17 protein-coding genes and 1 tRNA gene are annotated in these 22,330 nt (G+C 38.8%); 10 read left to right on the top strand and 8 right to left on the bottom strand.

Going from position 1 to position 22,330, the window contains the following annotated elements; all coding sequences use genetic code 11:
- The first annotated feature begins 236 nt into the window (after positions 1 to 236).
- The 4 genes from NEOC95_RS09305 (at position 237) to NEOC95_RS09290 (ending at position 2,847) form a co-directional block, all read left to right on the top strand.
- Positions 237 to 310, top strand: a tRNA-Arg gene (locus tag NEOC95_RS09305).
- Entirely contained in the window at positions 311 to 946 is a 636-nt protein-coding gene (locus tag NEOC95_RS09300; RefSeq protein WP_166157888.1) for an MBL fold metallo-hydrolase, read from the top strand.
- A gap of 27 nt (positions 947 to 973) precedes the next feature.
- On the top strand, positions 974 to 1,561 hold the full coding sequence (locus NEOC95_RS09295) for a peroxiredoxin (protein WP_213152610.1): 588 nt from the start codon (positions 974 to 976) through the stop codon (positions 1,559 to 1,561).
- 629 nt (positions 1,562 to 2,190) lie between these two features.
- Complete coding sequence (locus NEOC95_RS09290) at positions 2,191 to 2,847, top strand: carbonic anhydrase (RefSeq protein WP_166157882.1); 657 nt, start codon at positions 2,191 to 2,193, stop codon at positions 2,845 to 2,847.
- Between the two features lie 392 nt (positions 2,848 to 3,239).
- Here NEOC95_RS09290 and eno read toward each other — a convergent pair whose 3' ends face one another.
- The 7 genes from eno to NEOC95_RS09255 all read right to left on the bottom strand — a co-directional run bounded on the left by eno (position 3,240) and on the right by NEOC95_RS09255 (position 11,927).
- The gene (eno, locus tag NEOC95_RS09285) at positions 3,240 to 4,571 is read right to left on the bottom strand and encodes a phosphopyruvate hydratase (RefSeq protein WP_213152609.1); all 1,332 of its coding nucleotides are present in this window, start codon (positions 4,569 to 4,571) and stop codon (positions 3,240 to 3,242) included.
- A gap of 316 nt (positions 4,572 to 4,887) precedes the next feature.
- Entirely contained in the window at positions 4,888 to 6,042 is a 1,155-nt protein-coding gene (rsgA, locus tag NEOC95_RS09280; protein WP_242678239.1) for a ribosome small subunit-dependent GTPase A, read from the bottom strand.
- Positions 6,039 to 6,794 carry a TrmH family RNA methyltransferase gene (locus NEOC95_RS09275; RefSeq protein ID WP_166157876.1) on the bottom strand — a complete coding sequence of 252 codons (756 nt, stop codon included), beginning with the start codon at positions 6,792 to 6,794 and terminating at the stop codon, positions 6,039 to 6,041. The genes rsgA and NEOC95_RS09275 overlap by 4 nt, the downstream gene beginning before the upstream one ends.
- Before the next feature lie 298 nt (positions 6,795 to 7,092).
- A complete protein-coding gene (locus tag NEOC95_RS09270) occupies positions 7,093 to 8,172 on the bottom strand; it encodes a DUF4116 domain-containing protein (RefSeq protein ID WP_213152608.1) in 1,080 nt (359 codons plus the stop codon).
- Positions 8,173 to 8,365: 193 nt separating this feature from the next.
- On the bottom strand, positions 8,366 to 9,475 hold the full coding sequence (locus NEOC95_RS09265) for a DUF4116 domain-containing protein (RefSeq protein WP_213152607.1): 1,110 nt from the start codon (positions 9,473 to 9,475) through the stop codon (positions 8,366 to 8,368).
- 850 nt (positions 9,476 to 10,325) lie between these two features.
- Entirely contained in the window at positions 10,326 to 10,526 is a 201-nt protein-coding gene (locus NEOC95_RS09260; RefSeq protein ID WP_039383053.1) for a DUF3185 family protein, read from the bottom strand.
- Between the two features lie 165 nt (positions 10,527 to 10,691).
- Positions 10,692 to 11,927, bottom strand: a complete 1,236-nt coding sequence (locus tag NEOC95_RS09255) for a CCA tRNA nucleotidyltransferase (protein ID WP_213152606.1) — start codon at positions 11,925 to 11,927, stop codon at positions 10,692 to 10,694.
- 200 nt (positions 11,928 to 12,127) lie between these two features.
- Between NEOC95_RS09255 and mutL the strand changes: the two genes are divergently transcribed.
- Together mutL and NEOC95_RS09245 are read left to right on the top strand one after the other, a co-directional pair.
- Positions 12,128 to 13,957 carry a DNA mismatch repair endonuclease MutL gene (mutL, locus tag NEOC95_RS09250; protein ID WP_213152605.1) on the top strand — a complete coding sequence of 610 codons (1,830 nt, stop codon included), beginning with the start codon at positions 12,128 to 12,130 and terminating at the stop codon, positions 13,955 to 13,957.
- 3 nt (positions 13,958 to 13,960) lie between these two features.
- A complete protein-coding gene (locus NEOC95_RS09245) occupies positions 13,961 to 15,004 on the top strand; it encodes a M24 family metallopeptidase (RefSeq protein WP_213152604.1) in 1,044 nt (347 codons plus the stop codon).
- Here the strand turns inward: NEOC95_RS09245 and NEOC95_RS09240 are convergent.
- On the bottom strand, positions 14,993 to 17,011 hold the full coding sequence (locus tag NEOC95_RS09240) for a RasGEF domain-containing protein (protein ID WP_213152603.1): 2,019 nt from the start codon (positions 17,009 to 17,011) through the stop codon (positions 14,993 to 14,995). The two genes, NEOC95_RS09245 and NEOC95_RS09240, sit on opposite strands and share 12 nt — an antisense overlap.
- Positions 17,012 to 17,410: 399 nt before the next feature.
- Here NEOC95_RS09240 and NEOC95_RS09235 point away from each other — a divergent pair, with 399 nt between their 5' ends.
- From NEOC95_RS09235 to NEOC95_RS09220, 4 genes are all read left to right on the top strand, one after another.
- Positions 17,411 to 19,201: a sensor histidine kinase gene (locus tag NEOC95_RS09235; protein WP_213152602.1), complete on the top strand. Its 1,791-nt coding sequence runs from the start codon at positions 17,411 to 17,413 to the stop codon at positions 19,199 to 19,201.
- A gap of 123 nt (positions 19,202 to 19,324) precedes the next feature.
- Positions 19,325 to 20,317, top strand: coding sequence for an AAA family ATPase (locus NEOC95_RS09230; RefSeq protein WP_213152601.1), 993 nt, complete (start codon positions 19,325 to 19,327; stop codon positions 20,315 to 20,317).
- Between the two features lie 15 nt (positions 20,318 to 20,332).
- Positions 20,333 to 21,220, top strand: coding sequence for a DUF58 domain-containing protein (locus NEOC95_RS09225; protein WP_213152600.1), 888 nt, complete (start codon positions 20,333 to 20,335; stop codon positions 21,218 to 21,220).
- Positions 21,217 to 22,257, top strand: a complete 1,041-nt coding sequence (locus NEOC95_RS09220; protein WP_213152599.1) for a hypothetical protein — start codon at positions 21,217 to 21,219, stop codon at positions 22,255 to 22,257. The genes NEOC95_RS09225 and NEOC95_RS09220 overlap by 4 nt, the downstream gene beginning before the upstream one ends.
- The last annotated feature ends 73 nt before the right edge of the window (positions 22,258 to 22,330 follow it).

The raw sequence follows: 22,330 nt of genomic DNA, 5'->3' as shown, positions 1-22,330 counted from the left end.
TAAACTCTGCCAATCTTTTGGCTTAATTTCTGCAAGAAAGTGGCTGACTGGACTTCGATCAAAATCTACGCTCACATAGTAAATAAGTTATTTTGCATTAACTGCTTGGATCGTTAAAGACTGAGATTAATAGGCAAAGAAAAAGAAACAGAGATTACCAAATAAGTTTTAAGCTTTCTTGATCTTTTTAAGCTTGCTTAAAATACAGAGAGTAAGGCAATATAGCGCTACATTCTGCACCGGTAGCTCAATCGGATAGAGTACCCGGCTACGAACCGGGCGGTTAGAGGTTCAAATCCTCTCCGGTGCAATGATTATCCATACAATTGTATCAGGTCCTTTTCAAACGAATGCTTATGTCATTAGCTGCCCTGCCACTTTGCAAGCAGCAATCATCGATCCTGCTCCAGGAAGCGCATCGGCAATTATAGATTATCTCACTAAAAATCACTTACTTACTTCCAAAATCCTTTTAACTCATTCACACTGGGATCATATTGCTGATGTGGCGCCCCTTAAAAATAAATATAAGATTCCTGTTTATGTCCATTTATTGGATGCAAAGAATGTAGAAAATCCTGGAAGTGATGGCTTGCCATGTTGGATTGATATAGAGGGGACTGAACCTGAGCATTATGTGAAAGCAGGTGAGAAGGTTGCTGTAGGGAATGTTACTTTTGAAGTCATCGAAACTCCTGGTCATACTCCTGGTGGTGTTTGTTTTTATAGTCAAGAAGAGCAGCTGTTATTCTCAGGGGATACTTTATTTAAAGGTACGATTGGCAATTTATCTTTTCCCACGGCACGACCTTCCCTTATGTGGGATTCCTTGTCAAAGCTTGCCAAGCTACCACCGGATACACGTGTATTTCCAGGCCATGGAGAGGCCACGACGATAGGTGCAGAAGAATGGCTAGAGAAGGCCGAAGAGTTTTTTGGAAATTAAGGATAAAGATAAAAAAAGGAGTTTACGATGGGTGTGTTAGTGGGTAAGCAAGCCCCCGAATTTAGGGCAAAAGCGGTTGTAGAAGGGCGAATTATCAACAATTTCTCATTGGTTGATTTTTTAGGTAAAAATGTCGTTTTTTTCTTCTATCCTTTAGACTTTACTTTTGTGTGTCCTACAGAATTACATGCCTTTCAAGAAAAAATAAAAGAGTTTGAAAAAAGGGATACTCAGTTGGTTGCTTGCTCGGTAGATAGTCCCTATTGCCATGCGGCTTGGCTAAATACTCCTAAATCAAAAGGAGGCATTCAGGGCCTAACTTATCCCATTGTGTCTGATATGAACCGTTGCATTGCCTGCGATTATGACGTGCTTATTCAGCATGAAGGTATTGCTTATCGAGGGCTTTTTATTATAGATAAAAAAGGTATTGTACGTCATCAGGTTGTCAATGATTTGCCACTAGGCCGTAATGTCGAAGAAGTTCTGCGGATGCTAGATGCCTTAGTCTTTATCGAAGAGAATGGCGAAGTTTGTCCTGCTAATTGGCAAAAAGGTAGTAGGACGATGAAGCCTACTAGCGAAGGCCTCGAGCACTACTTTACCCCCGTTTAAAATTACAGCGCATGATACATATTTAACTAGCAAGTGTACCGCTGGCTTTAGTTTTTAATGTTATAATTGAAGGCCATAAACCTAATTATTCCTTACCTGGGATATGAAGCTTAATAATTTGCTTGAGCTCCTAGTCAACAGATTTTTAGGTTTTCATTTAATATTTTTAAGGTTCATATCTAGCCATTTAACCTTTGTAAGCTCTTGATCTTTTATCTTTTGGGTTTTTTTCTTATGGGGGGGTGTTTTTTTTACCCTTCCCTTTAATGGATTACCAAACACTTTTTTTGAAAATTTTTCTGAGGATAAATAAAGTTTTTTAGATGTGCTTTCCTGCAAAATGCCTGTAAACATTTGTAAATAAATAGTGAATAATTAAAATTTATTTTATTCTTCTTTTCTCTAAGAAATCAATCAACGACAGCATGCAAAAATCCTTTCACCATATGTTCTTTTATGCAATATATAAGAAAAAAGAAGGGGAAATGCTAAAGACCTAGCAAAAATTAAGTAGGGGCCACGCTTAAAAGTTTGATTGCCAGCTAGCATGGTCGGGCATTGTGAGAGGATAGATCGAATGGCAGCATATACAATATACATTTAACTTAATTAACAAGTGTTTACAAAATATGAAAAAACTCATTCAAGAAATTGCGCATTTTAAAAAGAACCTTAGCGAGGAGGGGCGCGCTCTTTTTGCTCGGTTGGCCCTCGGGCAAAAGCCAGAAGCACTTTTTATTGCATGCTCTGATAGTCGCCTAATGCCCAGTCTTTTTGCTTCTACTCATCCGGGAAATATATTTGTGTTAAGAAATATTGGAAATTTAATACCCCCGGCTTCTTCCTCACTTTGCGATAGCAGTGCTTCGGCAGTATTAGAGTTTTCTACATTTTCTCTTAACGTTTCTGATATTATTGTTTGTGGTCATTCTGAATGTGGAGCTATGCAAGCTCTAGCCCGAGGAGTCGATGGCCATACTTGCCCCCATCTTGGTTCCTGGCTAAAGCATGGAGAAGAAGCTTTAAATAAAGTGAGAGAAGGAATTAGCCTTAACCCTTCTTTATCCGAGCATAACCAAATCTCTCAAATTAATGTGCTTCAACAAATGCAACATGTTATCAGCTATCCTTTCATTCAAGAACGCCTGGAAAAAAAGCAGCTTCGAGTGCATGGATGGTGGTTTGATATCGCACAAGCGGATGTCTACTATTATAAGCAAGATCTCCATCAATTTGTTTTGATCGATGAAGAAGAAGCTAATCTAATGGTAGATAATTTAAGATAATTCATAATTTATTGTTTTTTCTATAAAATTTTGCTTCAAATTTTTAAACCCTACCGATAAAAAATTATAAAGCTAGAATAGCTAACTTGTGGGCTAAAGATGGGTGGAGGATGAAAATATTAAGCAGGGGACAAGGAAAAATTTTGCCAAATTCTTTGATCTCTGACCTGTATTATGGATAAACCTACTGGCCCTAACGCTTCAATGTTGCTCTTTAATTCTCGAACGCTTGGTGGCATAAGTAGCTTTTAGTATTAATATCCATAGCAAGCATTGATTTATGCAAAAGCCTCTAGGTGCTCTTGCATGTTTTAAGAAAAGATACTTAACTAGCTTGTTTAGGAAATAATTTATCAAGGGGTTAATCCTTGTTTAACTTCAAGGCCCCTTTCTTAGGAAAATGAGGAAGAGGAAAAACCTGTCCCACATTTATAAAGGTTACTATCCCAATAGCGGCAGACACTTTTAAGACCATCTTCAATATTGAGTAAACGATTATATTTGGCGACCCGGTCTGTACGAGAAAGAGAGCCTGTTTTAATTTGCCCCGCATTTGTAGCCACGGCTATATCGGCAATTATGCTGTCTTCAGTTTCACCCGAACGATGAGAAATAATAGCAGCATAGCTATGGCTCTGCGCTAAGCGAATAGTTTCTAGCGTCTCAGTTAATGTGCCAATCTGGTTGGGTTTAATCAAAATGGAGTTAGCAACGTTTAAGTCAAAACCCCGCGACAGAAATTTAGGATTAGTCACAAAAATGTCATCCCCTACTAGCTGGACTTGATGTCCTAATTTTTTAGTAAGATGCTGCCAACCAAGCCAATCATTTTCGGCCAGTCCATCTTCAATTGAATCGATAGGGAACTTCTTCACCAAATTTTCTAAATAATCTACGACTTCTTCGGCAGTTCGTTCCACAAAGGGTCTTTTTCTTTTTTGTTTCTTTTTCTCTTTATAAAGACCCGTAGATTCATCATAGAACTCAGAAGCTGCACAATCTAAGGCTAACGATACATCGATGCCAGGACGGTATCCTGCTTTTTCGATGGCTGAGACTATCAGTTCTAAAGCAATCTCATTAGACTCTAGATTAGGAGCAAAGCCTCCTTCATCACCTACCGCTGTAACATGGCCTTCTTCTTTAAGTATCCCTTTTAAAGTATGAAAAATTTCTGCTCCCCACCGTACAGCTTCATGAAAGGAAGGAGCTCCGGTAGGTCGAATCATAAATTCTTGAAAATCAAGCAGATTATCAGCATGAGCTCCGCCATTGAGAATGTTAATCATGGGGCAAGGAAGAATATGGGTATGAGCTCCACCGATGTAGCGATATAAGGGAAGTTTAGCATTAAGGGCTCCTGCTCGCGCTAAGGCTAAAGATGTTCCTAAAATTGCATTGGCTCCAAAACGGCTTTTATTCTCACAACCATCACTGGTGATCATCAGGCGATCTAGACGAGCCTGATCAAAGACATGTTCTCCTACTAGAATTTGAGCGAGAGGCCCATTAACATGCGTGATGGCTTTTTGCACACCTTTGCCTGCAAAACGTCTGTTATCCCCATCTCTAAGCTCTAAGGCTTCATGCTGACCTGTCGATGCTCCTGAAGGTACTGAAGCTTCGGCGCTAATATCGCGATCGGTAGTAATCATGACTTTAAGGGTAGGATTACCGCGCGAATCTAAAATTTCTATAGCTTTTACTGAGCGAATATAGGACATGCTTTTACCTTCGAGTTAATTTTTTTTAAGATATAATCTAGGCGGTTTCTTATCAAGTAACTCTTCTTGAGGGATAAAATTTTAAAATTGCTTGCTCTCAAATGCCTAATTATACGCTGCTAAGCAGACTCTTCCTAAACCGTATCTATCAAAAAAAGGGCTTTTAAATCAAGAACAGCTAAGAGGCAGCTACGAAGGTCGGGGTAGAATTTCTTTACCATCGGCAAGAAGGCAGGGTGATGACCGTAAGAAAAGAAAGGCCTGCAATTACTGGTAAATCTTTTAGAATTTATTTGCATACGAAAACAAGGAAAAGCTAACGGCGCAAGTGCTCTTGCGATAGAGCTTCTAGCAAATACTGATAAGAAGCAAACCGCAAGGGGGAAAGTTTTTCGTTTTCTACGGCTGCAATTACAGCACATTCTTTTTCATGGGTATGAGAACAATTGGGAAACTTGCACTGTTGTCCAATTTCTTCAATTTCAGGAAAGTATTGCTCGACTTCTTCTTTATTAAGATCCCATAAACCAAAACTTTTAATTCCCGGAGTATCTATACACCAGCCACCAAATTCTAAGGAAATAAGCTTTGCCATAGTAGTAGTATGAGAACCTTTCTTAGTCTTTTCAACTACTTTTCCTACTTTAAAATTGAGGCCTGTAATGGCATTAATAAGAGAGGATTTACCTACTCCTGATTGCCCTGAAAAAACTGAGGCTTTATTTTTCATTATGCTTTTTAGTTGATCTAATCCTTGCTCGGTAACAATACTAACAGGTATGACATGAATCTGCGCGACTTTATAAGCATGCAGAAAATCTTTATAAAGCTCTTGTTCAGCCAAGGGTGTAGCTGGATGATCGAGTAAATCAATCTTGTTGACGACTATTATAGGTTCCATACCACCTTTACGTGCGGCTATAATGTAACGGTCGACAAGAAAAGGCTTAAGAGGTGGATTGACAACGGAAACAGTAATTAATACCTGATCTATGTTAGCAGCGATTAATTGCTCTTGGCGCCTTGAAAGATTGTCAGCGCGTGATAGAACAGAATAACGTTCTTCAACATGCGCGATAAGGCCTTCTTGAGCATCTGTTTTTTGAAATAATACCAAGTCTCCTACGGTAACAAGATTTTTAAATTGTGTTTTTTCTTTTTTCAACAGCCCACGCATAGAACAGGCATAGATTGCATGCTCATGCTCTACCATAATTCCTTGGGGAGTAATAGATAGAACCCTACCCCGTAGTAAATCTTCTTTGGCAAGTTTGATATTTTGATGGAGTTCCTTATTTTTTTGCCATTTATCTCTATCTGTTTTTTTATATTTAGAGCGATCTTTTGCAGAGGCTAGCTTACGCTCTTTCCGTGAATTTTTACGATCATCTTTATAATAATCGGCTTCAAGATCACAGCCCACCCATTTTTGAGGCATACGCGGTAGCTGATCTTTTTTAGGATGTTTCATAAAGGCTCCCTCTTTTGGCGCAAATTATAAAGTAAGAGCCCTGCTGCTACTGAAACATTAAGAGATTCCATTTCTCCAGACATAGGAATAGTGATCGATGAACCTATAGAAAAAGCTTCCTGAGAAGGTCCTTGAGCTTCATTGCTTAAAACTAAAAGGACTCCTGCCGAAGGCTTTACCTGCTCAAAAGGAACTCCATTAATATCGGCAACTAAACCTTGTAGGTTGTTTACTTTAATAATCTCTTGTAAGTCTTTCCAAGTACCTTGACGCATAGGAATTTTAAATACAGCTCCGCGAGAAGCACGCAGGGCTTTTTCATTAAAAGGATCGCAAGTTCCCTCAAGTAAAAAAATGCCTTCCCATCCTAAAGCTAGGGCCGAGCGAATAATGGTACCTAGATTGCCCGGATCATTGACACGATCCAAAGCCAAGAGGTATTTTTTTCCATAAAGATTAGAGAATTTAGGCATAGGAGCTTCAGCTAAAATGCCTTCAGAAGATTGAAGGCCTGATACTTTTTGAATAAGCGCAGGAGTCGCTAAAATAATTTTTTCGGCTTGCACATTTTTAGGTAAAAGATGGAGAGAAGAAGCTAAGATAGTTTTGAAAGTAAGCAAAGAATTGGCCTCAGCGATTAATTTGATCCCTTCAAGCACAAAGGCTTGATGATGCCAGCGATAATCATGATTTTGACGTAGCTTGACTAAATGTTTAACTAAAGGATGCTGAGGGCTAGAAAGTTCTTTCATAAAAATAAAGATTTATTACCTTGCGATAGCTAACTATAACTTTTTTTACTCCATCTTGCAATAGATGAATCGCGCCTCCTCTCCCTTCTCTTAAGTTCTTTATTTGGATTACCCTGCCTACTTTTATTCGTTGCCTTAAGCAATCTTTTAATTTACACTCAATGATAAGAGCTAAAAATAGAGATTAAAGCTTCCAAGTTGTTTATTTTAAGGTTGCAGAAGCTTTTCCAAAGCGATAAATATCTTGTTTAAATATCTTCTATTTCCATTGAAAGTTCTAAAGGATTTTAAAAGGAAGCTAAGGGATCAGAGGAGAGCTTCTGCTTTTAGCAAGATTGATAAGCTTCTTGTTTTTTTGAAGTTCATAACTGGCATACCGGAGTGCTTTACCATTTTGCTGAACCGCTGTAAGCACAATATGCTCAGCACTCTTAAAAATTTGGCTAGCATACTCAAGGGCCAAACCATTTTGCTTAAGAGCAACAAGCACAACATTCTCATTCTCCTTTAAAAGGGGGCCAATATACTCAAGGGCTAAGCCATTTTGCTCAAGGGCAGCAAGCACGACATCCTCATTGTTTTTAAGCTTTTCGCTAGCGTACTGTAGGGCCCAGCCATTCTGGCGCACAGCTTCAAGTACAATTTCTTTATTATCTTTAAGTTTTTCACTAGCATACTGCAGGGCCCAGCCGTTCTGCTGAACGGCGGCAATCACGATCTCCTTATTATTTTTAAACTCCTCGCTAACTTCTTGGAGCGTCGAGCCATGTTGCCGGACGGCAGCCAAGACCACTTGCTTATCATGTTGAAGCTCTTTGCTAGCATGCTCAAGTGCCCAGCCATCTTGCTGAACGGCGACAAGCACCACGCTTTTATTGTTTTTGAGGTTTTCACTAGCATATTGAAGGGCCATGCCTTTTTGCTTGACAGCTGCGAGTACAATATCTTTATCATCTTTAAACTGTTTGTTGACATATTCGAGCGCCCAACCATTTTGCTTGACAATAGCAAGGAGCAGCTTTTTATTGTTCTTCGCCTTTTTATTGCTGCTTTGGGGAGCTGAACTCTTTCGTTCAACATTCGTTGTTATAGACTTTTTGTTACTGCTTCTAGAGCAAGTAAAATCCCAAATTCCTACGCTTATATTCCCTAGGATAGGGATCAATAAAATTATACATCGTTTAAAACTTTTAAGTCTGAGGTGAGCATGATAAGGGTTCTTAGGAAACTTTTGCTCTTGCTTAAAAGATAAAAGGATACATTTTTGGAAAATATCAACTAAATTAGTCACTGTGCTAACTAGAGGAATATAGTCTGCAACATTATCAATCGAACGGTAAGCTTGAGATAAATCATAGATTTTCATGGGAGCTTCCATATCAATTGGTTGCCTAACAAAGAAATTAATTTTAAATAAAAAATTATTTAAAACCTATAGAATTTATTTTATTTCCCTTTAAGGAAAGCTTGTGAAGCAAGGGAAAGTAGGCCTGCTTGTCCCCATGGTTTTAAGAGATTTTAGGCGGCCGAACTTTGATAAATATGCCTTTTTAAATAAGTACTAAAGGTGTTTATTTCCTAGTCAGCTTGGCTACTTTAATAAGCTCCTCGCTATTGCGCAACTTTGGGCTAGCATATTGAAGGGCCCAACCATTCTGTTGGACAGCAGCCTGCACAATATCTAGATTGTCTTTAAGTGCGGGGCTAGCATATTGAAGGGCCCAGCCATTTTGTTGGATGGCAGCAAGCACGACATCCTTATCATTTTGCAGTTGTGGGCTAGCAAATTCAAGAGCGTAGCCATCTTGCTTAACTGCGGCAAGCACCACATCCTTATCGTTTTTAAGCTTTTCGCTCGCATAGCGAAGCCTTAGGGGCCTTTTTTTAACAGCAGCCAGCACAATGTCTTTATCGTTCCTAAGCTCTTCGCTAGCCTCTTCAAGGGTCCAGCCCTCGTTTTGAATGGCAGCAATGATCATCTTTTTATTTTTCTTTAGCCTGGAGCTGGCGTATTGAAGGGTCCAGCCGTTTTCTTCAATAGCAGCAAGCACAATCTTGGGATCATCTTTAAGCCTGGAGCTGGCGTATTGAAGGGCCCAGCCATTTTGGCGAAGAGCCGTAAGTACGACATCCCTATCATTCTGCAGCCTAGGGCTAGCAAACTCAAGGGCCCAGCCATTTTGCTCGGCTGCAGCAAGTACAATGTTTTTATCGTCCTTAAGTGCGCGGCTAGCATATTGAAGTGCTTCGCCATTTTGCTTAACGGCTGCCAGCACGATATCTTTATCTTTTTGGAGTTCTAAGCGAGCGCTCTTAAGAGCAAGGCCATCTTTCTTAACAAGAGCAAATAAAGCTTCTTTATCTTTTTGAAGAGCTGTATGATTAGGAGAAAAATTCTTATCTTGTTGCTTTTTATTAGCATCATTTCGATGCAGGAAGTCGATGATACCAATGGTGAGATTACCCAAAACAGGAATCAGCAAGGTTATGCACCTTCCAAAGCTTTTACGGCTAAGGTGGCTATAGTAATGGCTCTTTATTAAGCTTTCTTTTGATATGAAGGTCGCAATAATACATTTCTGGAAGAGATCAACTAAATTAGTGACCGTGCTGACAACAGGGATATAGTCACTGATATTATCTATCCTACTGCATGCCTGAGATAAATTGCTTATTCCCATTTTGTATCTCCTTGATCTCATTTAGATGTGAACCAAATTTAATTTCAGTTTGATTTAAATCCAACAAAAAAAGTAATTTTTTTTGTTCTGCTTAATTGGAGGCTGTCTTTTATTACTGAGATTTGAGGTAAAAAATATTTTTAGATGCTCAGTTTTATCTCTTGAATAAAACCACCTTTATAGAATTTTTAGATAAGCTCATGAAGAAAAATTATTAACCCAAGTTAACATACATAGCGCTTGACAACTCCAGAAAGTTATAGCTATACGCTCAACAGAACTAGCTTTACTTCAAGCTCTAACTGGGCATCCTTCCAAGGCATCTAACCTTATATTACTTCGACAAGGCCAGCTTGTTATGTTGCTAAATAACTATCACAACTCTTAATTGATGGACTCTATACTTGAGAAATTTATGATTTAATTTTTCTAGCCCTACTGCTGAGGGCTTAATGGTTTAAGCCATTTCATGCCTTCTGCACAAGCAGGCTTTAGAAAAAGGTAGGCAGCACGGAGATAAAGCGTGAAAATTGAATCATTATAAGCTTAAACTACAGATAGGCAATCTAGGTTGAAATATTTTAGCAAAGCCAATGGATGGTTTTAAAAAATCAAAGAGGAATACGACTCTACCGTGGGTGTTTCACCAAATAAAGCAAAAGAAAAAGCCCCCTTTATACTGAATGCCGGTGGCTTGAAATGTTTGTATTACCGATACTAACAATCAAACAAATTTCTGCTTGCTGTCAAGGGGGCTATGATCAAAATAAAAATGCTCCTTTGAGCTCTAAAAGTTGCTATATCTGGTATAAAACCCCGGTGAATCGACTCCTCTACCCTTTAATTTTCTTTATTTAGCTCTGCCAAAAAGAGTGAGGGCTCCTCCTCCTACAATCATGGCTATCCCGCCAATAATATACCACATTGTATTGTCTGTATAGCGGCCCGTAACATCTTCTACGACCTTCTCTGTGAAAGCTTGAGAAGAATTGATGCCAAATAATAGAAGAGCAATTCCAACTGCTAAGCTAACCAAACCTAATATACGCATAAATTCTCCTGAGGTAAATAATTTAAAAATTAGCTAATTTTGTATGACTGATAAAAAAGCTTTTTGCGTAATCCATTCTACTATTTCAAGCTGTAAAGTTATTATAGCTGACTCCTATATTTTGTATAGTTTTTTTCTAGCTTTAAAAGACCCTTGCAAAAGCCTTTAGTTCAAATTCGGCCAATGTTTGGACTGCTGAAGCATTTTTATGCTTTCCTCAGGGGCTTGCAGATTATGCAAAATAGCGTTCTTTTCTGCTTCTTGCAATAAAAGGCCCATGCTTTTACCAGGCAAAACTCCTAAAGATTTAAGCATACTGGAAGTCACTAAAGGCTGTTTTTTTCTCGCGCGTTCAATATGAGGTTTCAAGCGTTCCTTCTTCTGTTCATGCTCTTGATAAAAAGCTTCTTCACTATCTTCAGATAGGCGGGCTGCGAAGATCTCTAGACATACTTGAGAGTATGAATGAGCGTAAAAGTGGACCCATTCAGGATCAGGAAGCCTTTGAGCTACGGATAAAAGTTGCTTTCCAGTCTGCACAAAAATAGCAAGCTTAGTCTCTTCCTTGCTGAGGCGCAAGTAACTGCAAAGGTTTTGCAGCTGTTGGGTATCAAAAGAGGGGAATAGTTCAAGGATATATAAAATAGTAGGAGTATAGGTAGGAAACCTTGAAAAAGGACTAAGATATTGACTTAAATCTTTTAGATTTAAGAGAGCAAGTGAAGGAAAAATAACTCCTAATAGACCCAAGCGGTGCATTTCCATCAAAGCATTTGCAAAATGAGGGTAACCAGCCATTTTTACAAATTCTTTCCATACTCTTTCTATAGCAACAGCTGGAAAAAGAGTGCTAGCCTTTTCTTGAATAGCCTGTTGGATGGCTTCATCTAACCGAAAATTAAAGCGGGCAGAAAAACGTATAGCTCTTAGCATACGTAAACGATCTTCGGAAAAACGCTCAAAAGGGTCTCCTACTGTGCGGATAAGACCTAATTCTAAATCTTTTCTTCCTTCCACGTAATCATAAATCTTTTCTTCCAAAGGGTCATAGAACATGCTATTGATAGTAAAGTCTCGACGTTTTACATCTTCTTCTTCATTGGATAGCTCAATGCTTTTTGGCTTTCTACCGTCGACATATTCTAGGTCTTTTCTGAAAGTAGACACTTCAAATTGATATCCCTCTAATATGACGATGACCACTCCAAAAGCTAAGCCTACTAAAAAGGTATGAGGGAAAAGTTTTAAAATCACCTCAGGGGGTGCATCTGTAGCAATATCTATATCAGCTGAAGGTTGGTTCATCAAATAGTCGCGTACCCAACCGCCGGCAAAATAAGCTTTGTACCCCGCTTGGTTTAACTTTTTTACAATATCTGTAGCTAATTTCTTAATCTGCATAGTATCATGTTACTAAAAAAAGCTATAAGGAGGCAAGAGATAGCAAGGCATTCTTGCAATCTATAAAACTAACGATCATCTTTATTCTGTTTTCTTTCTTCAAGCTACTTCAGGAATGCTTTTATCTTTTGATATCCTTCTCCTTGCTTGCTTATGAGTCATCCTTTATACTTGAGAAATTTAAGCGAGTAATAAGTATTATGCCTTCAAAAATTCGTGTTCTTGATGAACATACTATTAATAAGATCGCAGCAGGCGAAGTCATTGAAAGCCCAGCTTCTGTAGTAAAAGAATTAATGGAAAATTCTTTAGATGCAGGCGCTACAGAGATTTGCGTAGAGATTAAAGGAGGGGGACGCCAGCTTATCCGCGTGACTGACAATGGTGCAGGAATGCAGCAGGATGATGCCGTACTTTGCCTGGAACGCCATGCTACTTCTAAAATTAAAGAAGTAGAAGATATCCAGTCAATTTTCTCTATGGGATTTCGAGGAGAAGCTATTCCTTCAATTGCTTCTATTTCCAAATTCACTCTCTTGACTGCTCCACAAGAGGGAGGGGAAGGCACCCTTGTGATTGTGGAAGGAGGAAAGCTCATGCACTGTGGCACCGCTGCCCGTGCTCCTGGGACGACGATTGAAGTGAAGTCTCTTTTTTTTAATGTCCCTGTAAGAAGAAAATTTCAAAAATCTCCTGCCTATGAAGCTCAGGAAATTCACAAAATCATTACCCTACTTGCTCTTGGACATCCCCATGTTAAATTTCAATTGATCAACAATCAGATTAATGAAATCCAAACGGGAGGCTCTCCGGGCAAAGCTTTTTCCCATCAATTGAAGGAGAGAATTGCTGCATTAATGGGAGCCGAGTTTGTGACGAGCTGTTGTGAGGTAGAGATTACAAATGGTGATTATAGCTTGCATGGATATGTAGGAGCTCCTCATTATTCTCGTCAAAATCGTACCGGTCAATATCTTTTTATTAACAAGCGCGCTGTTTTTTCTCCCTTGATATCTGCAGTTGTGCGGGATGCCTATGGCACAAGTTTGCCGACTAATCGACATCCTATTTTTGTGTTACATTTGAATGTGCCCGGTGAGACCGTGGATGTAAATGTCCACCCGCAAAAAAAAGAGGTCCGACTTCGTCAAGAAAATATATTAAGAGAATTAGTCCTTAAAGGAATCCAGCAAGCTATTCATAAAGGTAATGCAAATTTTTGCCGAGATCATCAGCCTATTCATGAAGATTTTAGTTCTCCGCCATCTACCTCCACCTTTATAATGCCTGCCGTTAAACCGGCTTTTTCCTTGCATCCTGTACAAGAGAGAGATTTAGCTAAAGAGTATCAGCCGCTGCCCCCTATGGCTAAGGTTCCCTTTAAAGAGGAACCTCAGCCTTCTTTCCATGTTCCTCTTACCCAAGAAAAACGTTCTTTTCCTCGTGTTTTGGCAACGATACCAGGTTATATTATTTTGGATGCTTACTCATTAGAAGCATGGAAACAGGTATCCTCTGATACACTTTGCTTAGTGGATCAGAAGACAGCACATGCTCGAGTGATTTTTGAAAATTTGCTGCAGGCACGCACTGGAAGTGCAGCTGTTCAATCTTTATTAATTCCTCATCATATCAATTTGCCTTCCTCGGAAGCAGCTGCGCTATCTACGAACCTAGATGATTTTGCGCGGATGGGAGTGCATATCCATGAAAGTGGGCCTCATAGCTTTATGATAGATGCTATCCCAGCTACATTCGGAAATATAGATCTTTCCAAATGGGTAGTAGACCTGTTAGATATGATGCACAACTTTCCGGAAGGTAAAATGAGGGATAAAGAAATGGAAAAACGCTTATCCGTAGCAGCAAGCCATGCTGCCGTCCATTACCGCAAGCGCTTGCAAACAGAAGAAGCTCAATCGCTAGTCAATCAATTGTTTGCAACCTCTATGCCTTTTTTTTGCCCTCAAGGAAAGTCTACTCTTGCTTTTATAAGCACCGAAGAGATATTTAGAAATTTTAAAGGGTAGTCTATGAATTTCCAAAATCGTCTAGCAAAAGTTAAAAAAATTCTTCATGATTCTAACCTTGAAGCTTTTCTTGTCGAGGATCCTACCAACCTTTACTATTTGACAGGGTTAGTCTTATCTGCGGGAAAGCTGCTTATTAAAACTAAAAGCCATTCTGCTCTTTTTGTGGATAATCGTTACTATGAATATTGTAAAAATCAAGCACCTGTGCCTGTTTATTTAAGTGATAAAACTTCTTTAGAAAGCGTGCTAGAAGGAATTAGTACGCTAGCCTTTGATGGCGAGACGATCTCCTATCAAACCTATGTAAGCATGCAAGAGAAGTTTAAAAATCTTAAATTGGTTTCTTTAAGTCACTCCCTTCAAAAAATTCGTGCTCTAAAAGATGCGCAGGAAATAGCTATTCTTCAAGAGGCCGCCCAACTGGGAATGCAAGGATATGAATATATTAAAAGCCTTCTAAAAGAGGGGGTAAGAGAAGACCAATTGGCTGCCGAGTTAGAGATTTTTTGGAAAAAAAAGAGAGCTCAAGGAGTAGCTTTTGATCCTATTATCGCTTTCGGAGCTAATAGTGCTTTACCTCATTATCGCCCAGCAGAGACCGAGTTAAGGGAAGGCATGACTGTGTTGTTTGACATAGGCGTAAAATGGAAAGGTTACCACTCGGATTTATCTCGTACACTTTTTTGGGGTGAGCCGCCTGCTATCATGCGGAAAGTTTATGCAATTGTAGAAAAAGCTCAGCAACGGGCCATGGCGCTTTGTAAGCCTGGAATAACTCTAGGAGAATTAGATCGGGCAGCTAGGGATTACATCTCAGCGTGCGGTTATGGAGAGCATTTTTTACATAGCTTAGGCCACGGGGTAGGATTAGAAATCCATGAGTGGCCTTCGATCCGTGATAAAGAACCTTATCAGCAGCTACCGCTGCAAGAAGGGATGGTCATCACCATTGAACCTGGCATCTATCTTCCTGGTATAGGAGGTGTGCGTATTGAAGACACCCTCCTAATTACTTCTACCGGCTATCAAGTCCTAGGCTCGTGAAGAGGCACGTGGTTCGATTCTTAAAGATTGGGCATATATATCCTTCTCGAATTGGTTTTTATCTGTTGGGGGTTGGAAGTACCAATCGCTTTCCTTTACCCCTGCTGATTTATCTTTGCTTGAGGGATGAGAAGTCTGTAATTTCGTAAGATCATTGATTAAAGAATCTAACTTTTTTTCGTCCGTTTTTACATTCTCTTCAGCAACTTTGCTGTTTCTATCATTTTTTAGCTTGAATTTCTCCAGCATTCCCTCTAAATCCAGGGAGGAATTTTTCGAGTAAATTTCTTTGGCCACATGATAAAGCCACTCTGCAATCTCAATTTCTTTTTCTAAGTTTTCTTTACCAAATTGTTCTTCAGAAGCAATAGCTTGGCCTGCTTTTTCAGCTTGCTGGATTCTTTCGTTTATATCTTGTAGTTGTTGGTTTAAATAAGCTTTATGAGTTTCATAAGAAATGCCTGCTTTTTGCAACTGAATGTAATCACCAAATTTTTCTACTTTTAATGCATAGGAAAGTTCTAAACTTGCGTCACTCTTTTTATAAGAAAGCTTTAAAGAAGAAACGTTATTCAATTTAGCCTCATTAATTTCTTTGCTAATGCTTTCTATCTGTTTGTTTAAACTATTAATTTCGGCGGTTAATCCTTCTGGGGCTTCTTTAAATGAAGAAATGTATTTATCAATTTGGCGTGTTTCATTTAAATCTGCTTTAGACTTCATATATTTCTCTCCATCTAAAACAATTCTTGATAAGACCGTATGTATCATGGGAACGATGGATAAACTAGGGTTTTCCTCAGCAAATTCCATAATTTTATTTAAAGAAAAGTAATTAGGATTGGAGAAGCTTTTTTCCAAATTTGCATATATATTCTTTGTTTGCCGTGGAAGGGCGGCAAAAGTTTTATGCAGCCGCTGCACACTTCCTTGATTTAATCCTAAAAAAATTGCCTGGGCGGTGGCAAAATCGCCATTTTTAAAAGCTTGATCGGCAATGCGAACATACAAATCAACCGCTTTAACACGCTCCCCTAAATTGTCTGTGTTAACAATTTTTGAGGTGGTAGAATTGCTGATCATATTTGACAACTTAACCCACTGATCTATATGAGGGCAAATCTCGGCATATTCTGATTTTTCTCTTGCACTCTCATTTTTTAAAAGTTCTTCTTTTGTTATATTTTTAAAAATATCTGCAAACAACTCTTTAGTTTGTGCAGCCCTTTCCTCCACCATCATGCGGTTGGCTTCAGTGCTTTTAAAGGGGGCAGAGATTGTATGGCGGATGTTCTTTAAGGTAGCACTATTATCAATCTTGGCTTGCAGGCTACTTTTTACTTCGCTTGCCTTACTTTGCGCTTTTTTAAAATATTGCACATTTTTATCTTTTAAACGCTCAGAAGCTACCTTGAAATTTTTAGAAAATTCTTCTCTTCTTTCTGAGGAGGTTACCTCTCTAAACGAGGAGAGAGTAGAATGTTTGACCTTAAGGGCTGTCGTTTTTATAGAGCGAGCAGAAGTTTCTTTAAACGTTGTCACTTTGTGGTTTAGCAGCGATTTAATTTCGCCTAATTTTTCTGCTGATCTATCTTTATAGTCTCTAGCTTTTTCTTTAGCTTTTTGAATACCTTCTCGCCCATTAAAAAAAGCTTCTTGTCTTTGTTCTTTGTTTGTTAATCTCTTACTTTCTTCAAAGGTTTTCTTAGCTATAGAACTTACTTTGGAGGTTGCGGCTTGAACAAGGGAGCTAGCTTTATCTAAAGTAAAAGAAGTAATTCGATGGGATTTAAGTTCGGGAGGAGTTGCTTCTGTTGATTGAGAAAAAGTTTTTCCTAACGAAATAGACTCTAAGGAATTCTTTTGGCTATATATATGTCCAGTAGGAGAAACTTTTGGCTGGCCAGGAATAGCTGGCAAGGGCTTATTAGGAGGTAAGGGCCTAGTCGCTGAGGGAGCTGTTGTGAAATCGGAAGGAGAGAAAGGCTTGTTAGCTATAGAAGACATTTGCATACCTCATAATTAAAATCCTACTAATAGTTATTATAATATAATTATTAATTATTATTTAATTATAAATGTAACTACCTCTTGTAAAGCAAGGTGTTAATTAACGATGGCAAGCTGCAAGTTCTTAACCTTAAGCTTATTTTTTTATTCTCTTAAAAAATTAAAAATTTACATTTTATCTAAATCTTTAAAAGGGTAAATATGTTTGATGAGCAGCTTAAGCTTGTTAAAAGGGAAAAAAAGGGGCGAATTTTAAACCGGAGTAGGCCTAAACTGAACAAGTTAGCATCCAAAGGTCCCTTCAAAAATTTTACGATAAAATATATTATCAATAAAAAGCTGCCCTTATATTAATCTTATCCCCTTAACAACAGGGATTTTAAATTTCAAATTTTCATGCTAAGCTTTAGACAAAAGATATTTTTTTCCTATCTCGTTGTATTTCTAACTTTTCTTGCGGGTTTATATCCTTTTGCTACCCGTACAGTTCAGAAGATTGCTACCCAGGCTATGTATGATAGCTCTCAAGCTTTAATTGAAAAAATTCAGACAGCTCCTAATGATGAAGCTTTAATACGCCGTTTAAAAGAGCAAAAAGCTTTATTTTTTTTTCGTATTAGTGTCGTCAATAATGAGCGCAAGGTCTTGTATGATTCTCATACCAAAAGAATTTTAGGCCTGCGCTTTAACCAAGAATATATTGTGGAACATCCTGAAGTTTTAGAGGCTTTTAGAATCGGGCGTGGATATCATGAGGATTATTCGGAGCTATTAGGGCAAAAATTTGCCTATCTAGCGATTACTTTTGATTTCCATGGTAAGCCATATGTCTTACGTACAGCTTTTCCTTATAAGTATGTGACGGAGCTAACGCATGATTTTGAAAGAGGCGTAATTGCTTTGGCTGCAGCCATTCTTATGCTTTTTAGCTTGATGACCTGGTTTATTATTAATCATTTAACCAGTCCTATTCACCAAATTATCAAAGCAATCAATCCTTACCAGCAGGGAGAAACCCATGTGGTGCCTTTAATTGAATTAAATAGCCTTAGCAAAACAGATGAGTTTATCAAGTTGGCCGGCACTTTAAACTCTCTTTCCATAAGGGTTCAAAGCCATATCGCTAATCTTATACAGGAGCGAAATGAAAAAGAGGCTATTCTTGAATCGTTAGGAGAGGGGGTGATAGCAGTCGATGTCCATAGGGTGATCACTTATGCAAATAATATGGCTTGTAAATTGTTAGAAAATAATCGCCTAGTAGGTAGGTCTTTTAGCGATCTTTCTGATGAAATTCAACATGCTCAAACATTCCAAGCTCTTTTGCTCAATTGCCAAGCTCAAAATAAAGTGCTCACAGATGCTGTGCAAATTAAGCATGCTTCCCAACGATTATATTTAGATCTAGTAGCTGCTCCTAAAAAGGAGAATAGTGGCGCTATTGTCGTACTTCAGGATATGACTGCCCACTACAAACTTTTAGATATGCGTAAAGACTTTATTGCTAACGCTTCTCATGAGTTAAAGACCCCTATTACCATTATTCGGGGTTTTGCTGAAACTTTACATGATAATCCCGGTTTGCCACCCGAAACTTTTAAAGAAGTCACCTCCAAGATTGTAAGCAACTGTTTAAGAATGAATAATCTTATTAAAGATCTTTTAACCTTGACAGATGTGGAAAATTTACCCGAATCGCGTCTCATTCAGTGTGATGTGCATGAAATTATTAAAAATTGCTGCGAATCGGTTAAAGAGGTGCATCGCCATGCTCAAATTATGATTGAAAGGCCTAGTGATCAAGAGATGACTCTTGAAGCAGATCCTCATCTATTAGAACATGCCTTTATTAATCTTATCGATAATGCTGCTAAATATTCGGTTGCCCCTCCCCAAATCACCATTTATCTTCAAGCCGAGGAAGACAAAATTATAGTAAAAGTTGCCGATAAGGGCATCGGGATTCCTGCTACCGATCTGGAACATATCTTTCAACGTTTTTATACAGTGGATAAGGCTCATTCTAGAAAAATGGGAGGCTCTGGCTTAGGGTTATCTATCGTAGAAACCATTGTAGAAAAGCATTTTGGCCATATTGCTGTTCAGTCAGAAATCGGCGTAGGAACGGTTTTTACCGTTAAGTTGCCTATTAATCGGCACCTACTATCCTCTTTAAAGCATGGGTAGTTAAAACAAACCTGTTTTGGTATTTTATTAAAGCGAATTTATATCTGTTAACGACCTTCTCTCTTTACCCTTTTTTTACAATCCCTTATATGTATTAACAACACTTTTAACAAAAGACAAACAATGCTGTTGACAGATATTTCAGCTTTAGCCGCTACTATAGGTAAAGCTAATGAAAAGTTTATGCTTGCCCGCCAAGAGATGGGCAAAGCTATCGTGGGGCAACACGAAATGGTTAACTACTTGCTGATAGCTCTTTTAGCTAATGGCCACGTGCTCTTAGAAGGCCTGCCTGGCTTAGCAAAGACTTTAGCTGTCACTACTTTAGCGAAAGTAGTTAATTGTGAATATAAACGCATACAATTTACCCCAGACCTTTTACCTGCCGATTTAGTGGGTACTTCAATCTACAACTTTAAGGAAGAATCTTTCTCCGTTAGCAAAGGCCCAGCCTTTACGCATATCTTATTGGCAGATGAGATTAACCGTGCGCCAGCAAAAGTGCAATCGGCTCTTTTAGAGGTGATGCAAGAGCGTCAAATCACTCTTAACGGTCAAACTTTTCATTTGCCAGAGCCTTATCTGGTGCTGGCTACAGAAAATCCTATTGAACAAGAAGGGACTTATCCTTTACCTGAAGCGCAAACGGATAGATTTATGTTAAAAGTTACCATGGATTATCCCTCCAAAGAAGAGGAAAAAGAAATTTTAAAACGCATGGCGAATTTAGGTTCTTCCATAAAAGTTAAGCCCATATTAACGATAGAAGAAATTCTTAACGCTCGTAAAATAATTAATGAAGTTTATATGGATGATAAGATTACCAACTATATCTTAGATCTAATTTTTGCTACCCGCTACCCTAGCCAATATGGTCTTGATCTTCAATCTTTATTGCTCAACGGCGCTTCGCCACGGGCAAGTATTGCTCTTTGCATTGCTTGCAAGGCTAATGCTTTCCTTGAAGGCCGCGCTTATGTGGTGCCTCAGGATATTAAAAAAATTGCCCCTGCAGTCTTACGACACCGTTTACGCCGTTCTTATGAGGCAGAAGCCGAGGATGTGTCCACTGATGAAATGATTGAGCGCATTCTAAAAACTGTTCCTGTACCTTAAGCTTGTTAGTAGCCCATGGTTAAGTTTAACGTAGCTCTTTATAAGAAAATTCATCGTCTTCAAATCCAAACGACTCAGCTAGCTAATGATCTGCTGGCAGGAGCCTATCGCTCGGCTTTCAAAGGGCAAGGTATGGAATTTGAAGAAGTGCGCGAGTATCAGGCAGAGGATGATGTTCGATCGATCGATTGGAATGTTACCGCCCGCATGAATCGTCCTTTTGTTAAAAGCTTTCGCGAAGAGCGTGAGCTGACTGTCATGCTCTTGGTTGATATATCGGCTTCTACGCGCTATGGTAGCACTTCTTCTTTTAAAAATGATTTAATCGCAGAAATTAGTGCTTTGCTAGCCTTCTCAGCTATTAAAAATAATGATAAAATAGGGCTTATTCTTTTCTCCAATGGAGTAGAGAGATATCTGCCTCCCGCTAAGGGAACGCGGCATGTTTTACGCCTAATACGTGAAATTTTAGCTTTTAAACCTAAAGAGCATGGAACTGATTTGGCTGCTGCCCTGGCCTATTTAGGGAAGATTCAAAGGCGGCCAGCTGTCTGCTTTTTGCTCACCGACTTTATATGTCCTAAGCCTTATGCCCATGAGTTGGCTCTAGCAGCTAGGCGGCACGACTTAATTGCTCTAGCTCTAATAGATGCTTATGAAATTTCTTTCCCTCCTCTTGGATTAATCCACTTAACTGATTTAGAAACAGGCACTAGCTTTACAGTAGATAGCTCTAGTAAACTTTTCCAGAAACAATTTGCTTATCAGGCTAAGGCTCGAGTAGAATCTTATCGTGCTCTATTAATAAAAAACGGTGTAGGTTTAGTAGAACTATATACCGATCAGCCTTATGCATCTCTTTTACGTAAATTTTTTAGAATGCGCGCGAGGAAAAGGCGATGAACGGCTGGTTTTTTTTGTGGGTGCTGCTAGGCCTTTTCTCTCCCTTTGTTCAAGGCAGAGCTGACGAAAGCGGATTTAAGGTAGTGATCACGCCTTCGGCTTCAACCCTTTCTATTAATGATTTTCTTACAGTCAATTTAGAATTAACTTTTCCGGCTGGATATCAGCTCGATTTAAAAAAACTGCAGCAGAATCTTCTTAGAAGCAGCAGCTTTTATGAGCATCCTTTTGCTCTCGTGGAGATGAAAACAGAAAATCTTCAAGAACATGCTAAAGGAATCTTTTCTCAAGAAATTGTGTTTGTATTACAGCCGCTACGCTTGGGAGAGCTATTCCTTACTTTTTACGATATCGATTTTATAGCAGAAAAGAAGAAGGCTCCTTTAAAAAAGATTGTAAGCGAGCTTTATCTTATTAAGGTCACCGCCCCAGAAATAGCTTCCCAAAACCCCGAAGATTTTGCATCTTTGCTGACTTTTGAAAAGAAACTTCCTATGGAACTAAGTGAGGAAAATCAAAAGCTTTTATGGAATAATCCTTCCTTGCAAAAGCAAGAGGTCGAAAGGAATGTAAAGCAAATGCATGAGAAGCAGCTACCATGGATACAAATAGGATGCTTTGTCCTCATCAGCTTCTATCTTTGCTTTTTCCTAAAATCTTTTTCTATTAAAAAGCCTTTAACATCTAAACAATTAGCAAAGATTGCAAAGAAATTAGCTTTAGCAGAACTTAGGCAGCTGCGAAGTAAACAATTACCCACTAAAGGGCTTTTTGACAATTTTTATGTGCATTTAACTGATACTTTAAGAGCTTATATTCAAAAAAAATATTATATTCCCGCAGCCACGCGCACAACTCCCGAATTTTTAGCAGAGATGGCCCAAAGTCGGTCTTTTTCCAGCTCCTTTCGTCAGCAGCTGGCACTCTTTCTTCAGCAGGCTGATAGAGTCAAATTCGAGCGTTACCATCCTAACATCGAAGAATGTGAGACTGCCTATAAATTAGCTATCCAATTTATCCAAGATGATGCTCTTTAATTTTTTTATTTAAAATCTCCTCCCCTAGGGCTATCTTTATAAATTATCCTATAAATAGCAAAAGAAAAAAGCA

This window comes from Neochlamydia sp. AcF95 (assembly GCF_018342455.1).
GTDB lineage: Bacteria > Chlamydiota > Chlamydiia > Chlamydiales > Parachlamydiaceae > Neochlamydia.
Note: the sequence above shows the minus strand (reverse complement) of the source record. Positions and strands in the feature narration are given on the sequence as shown.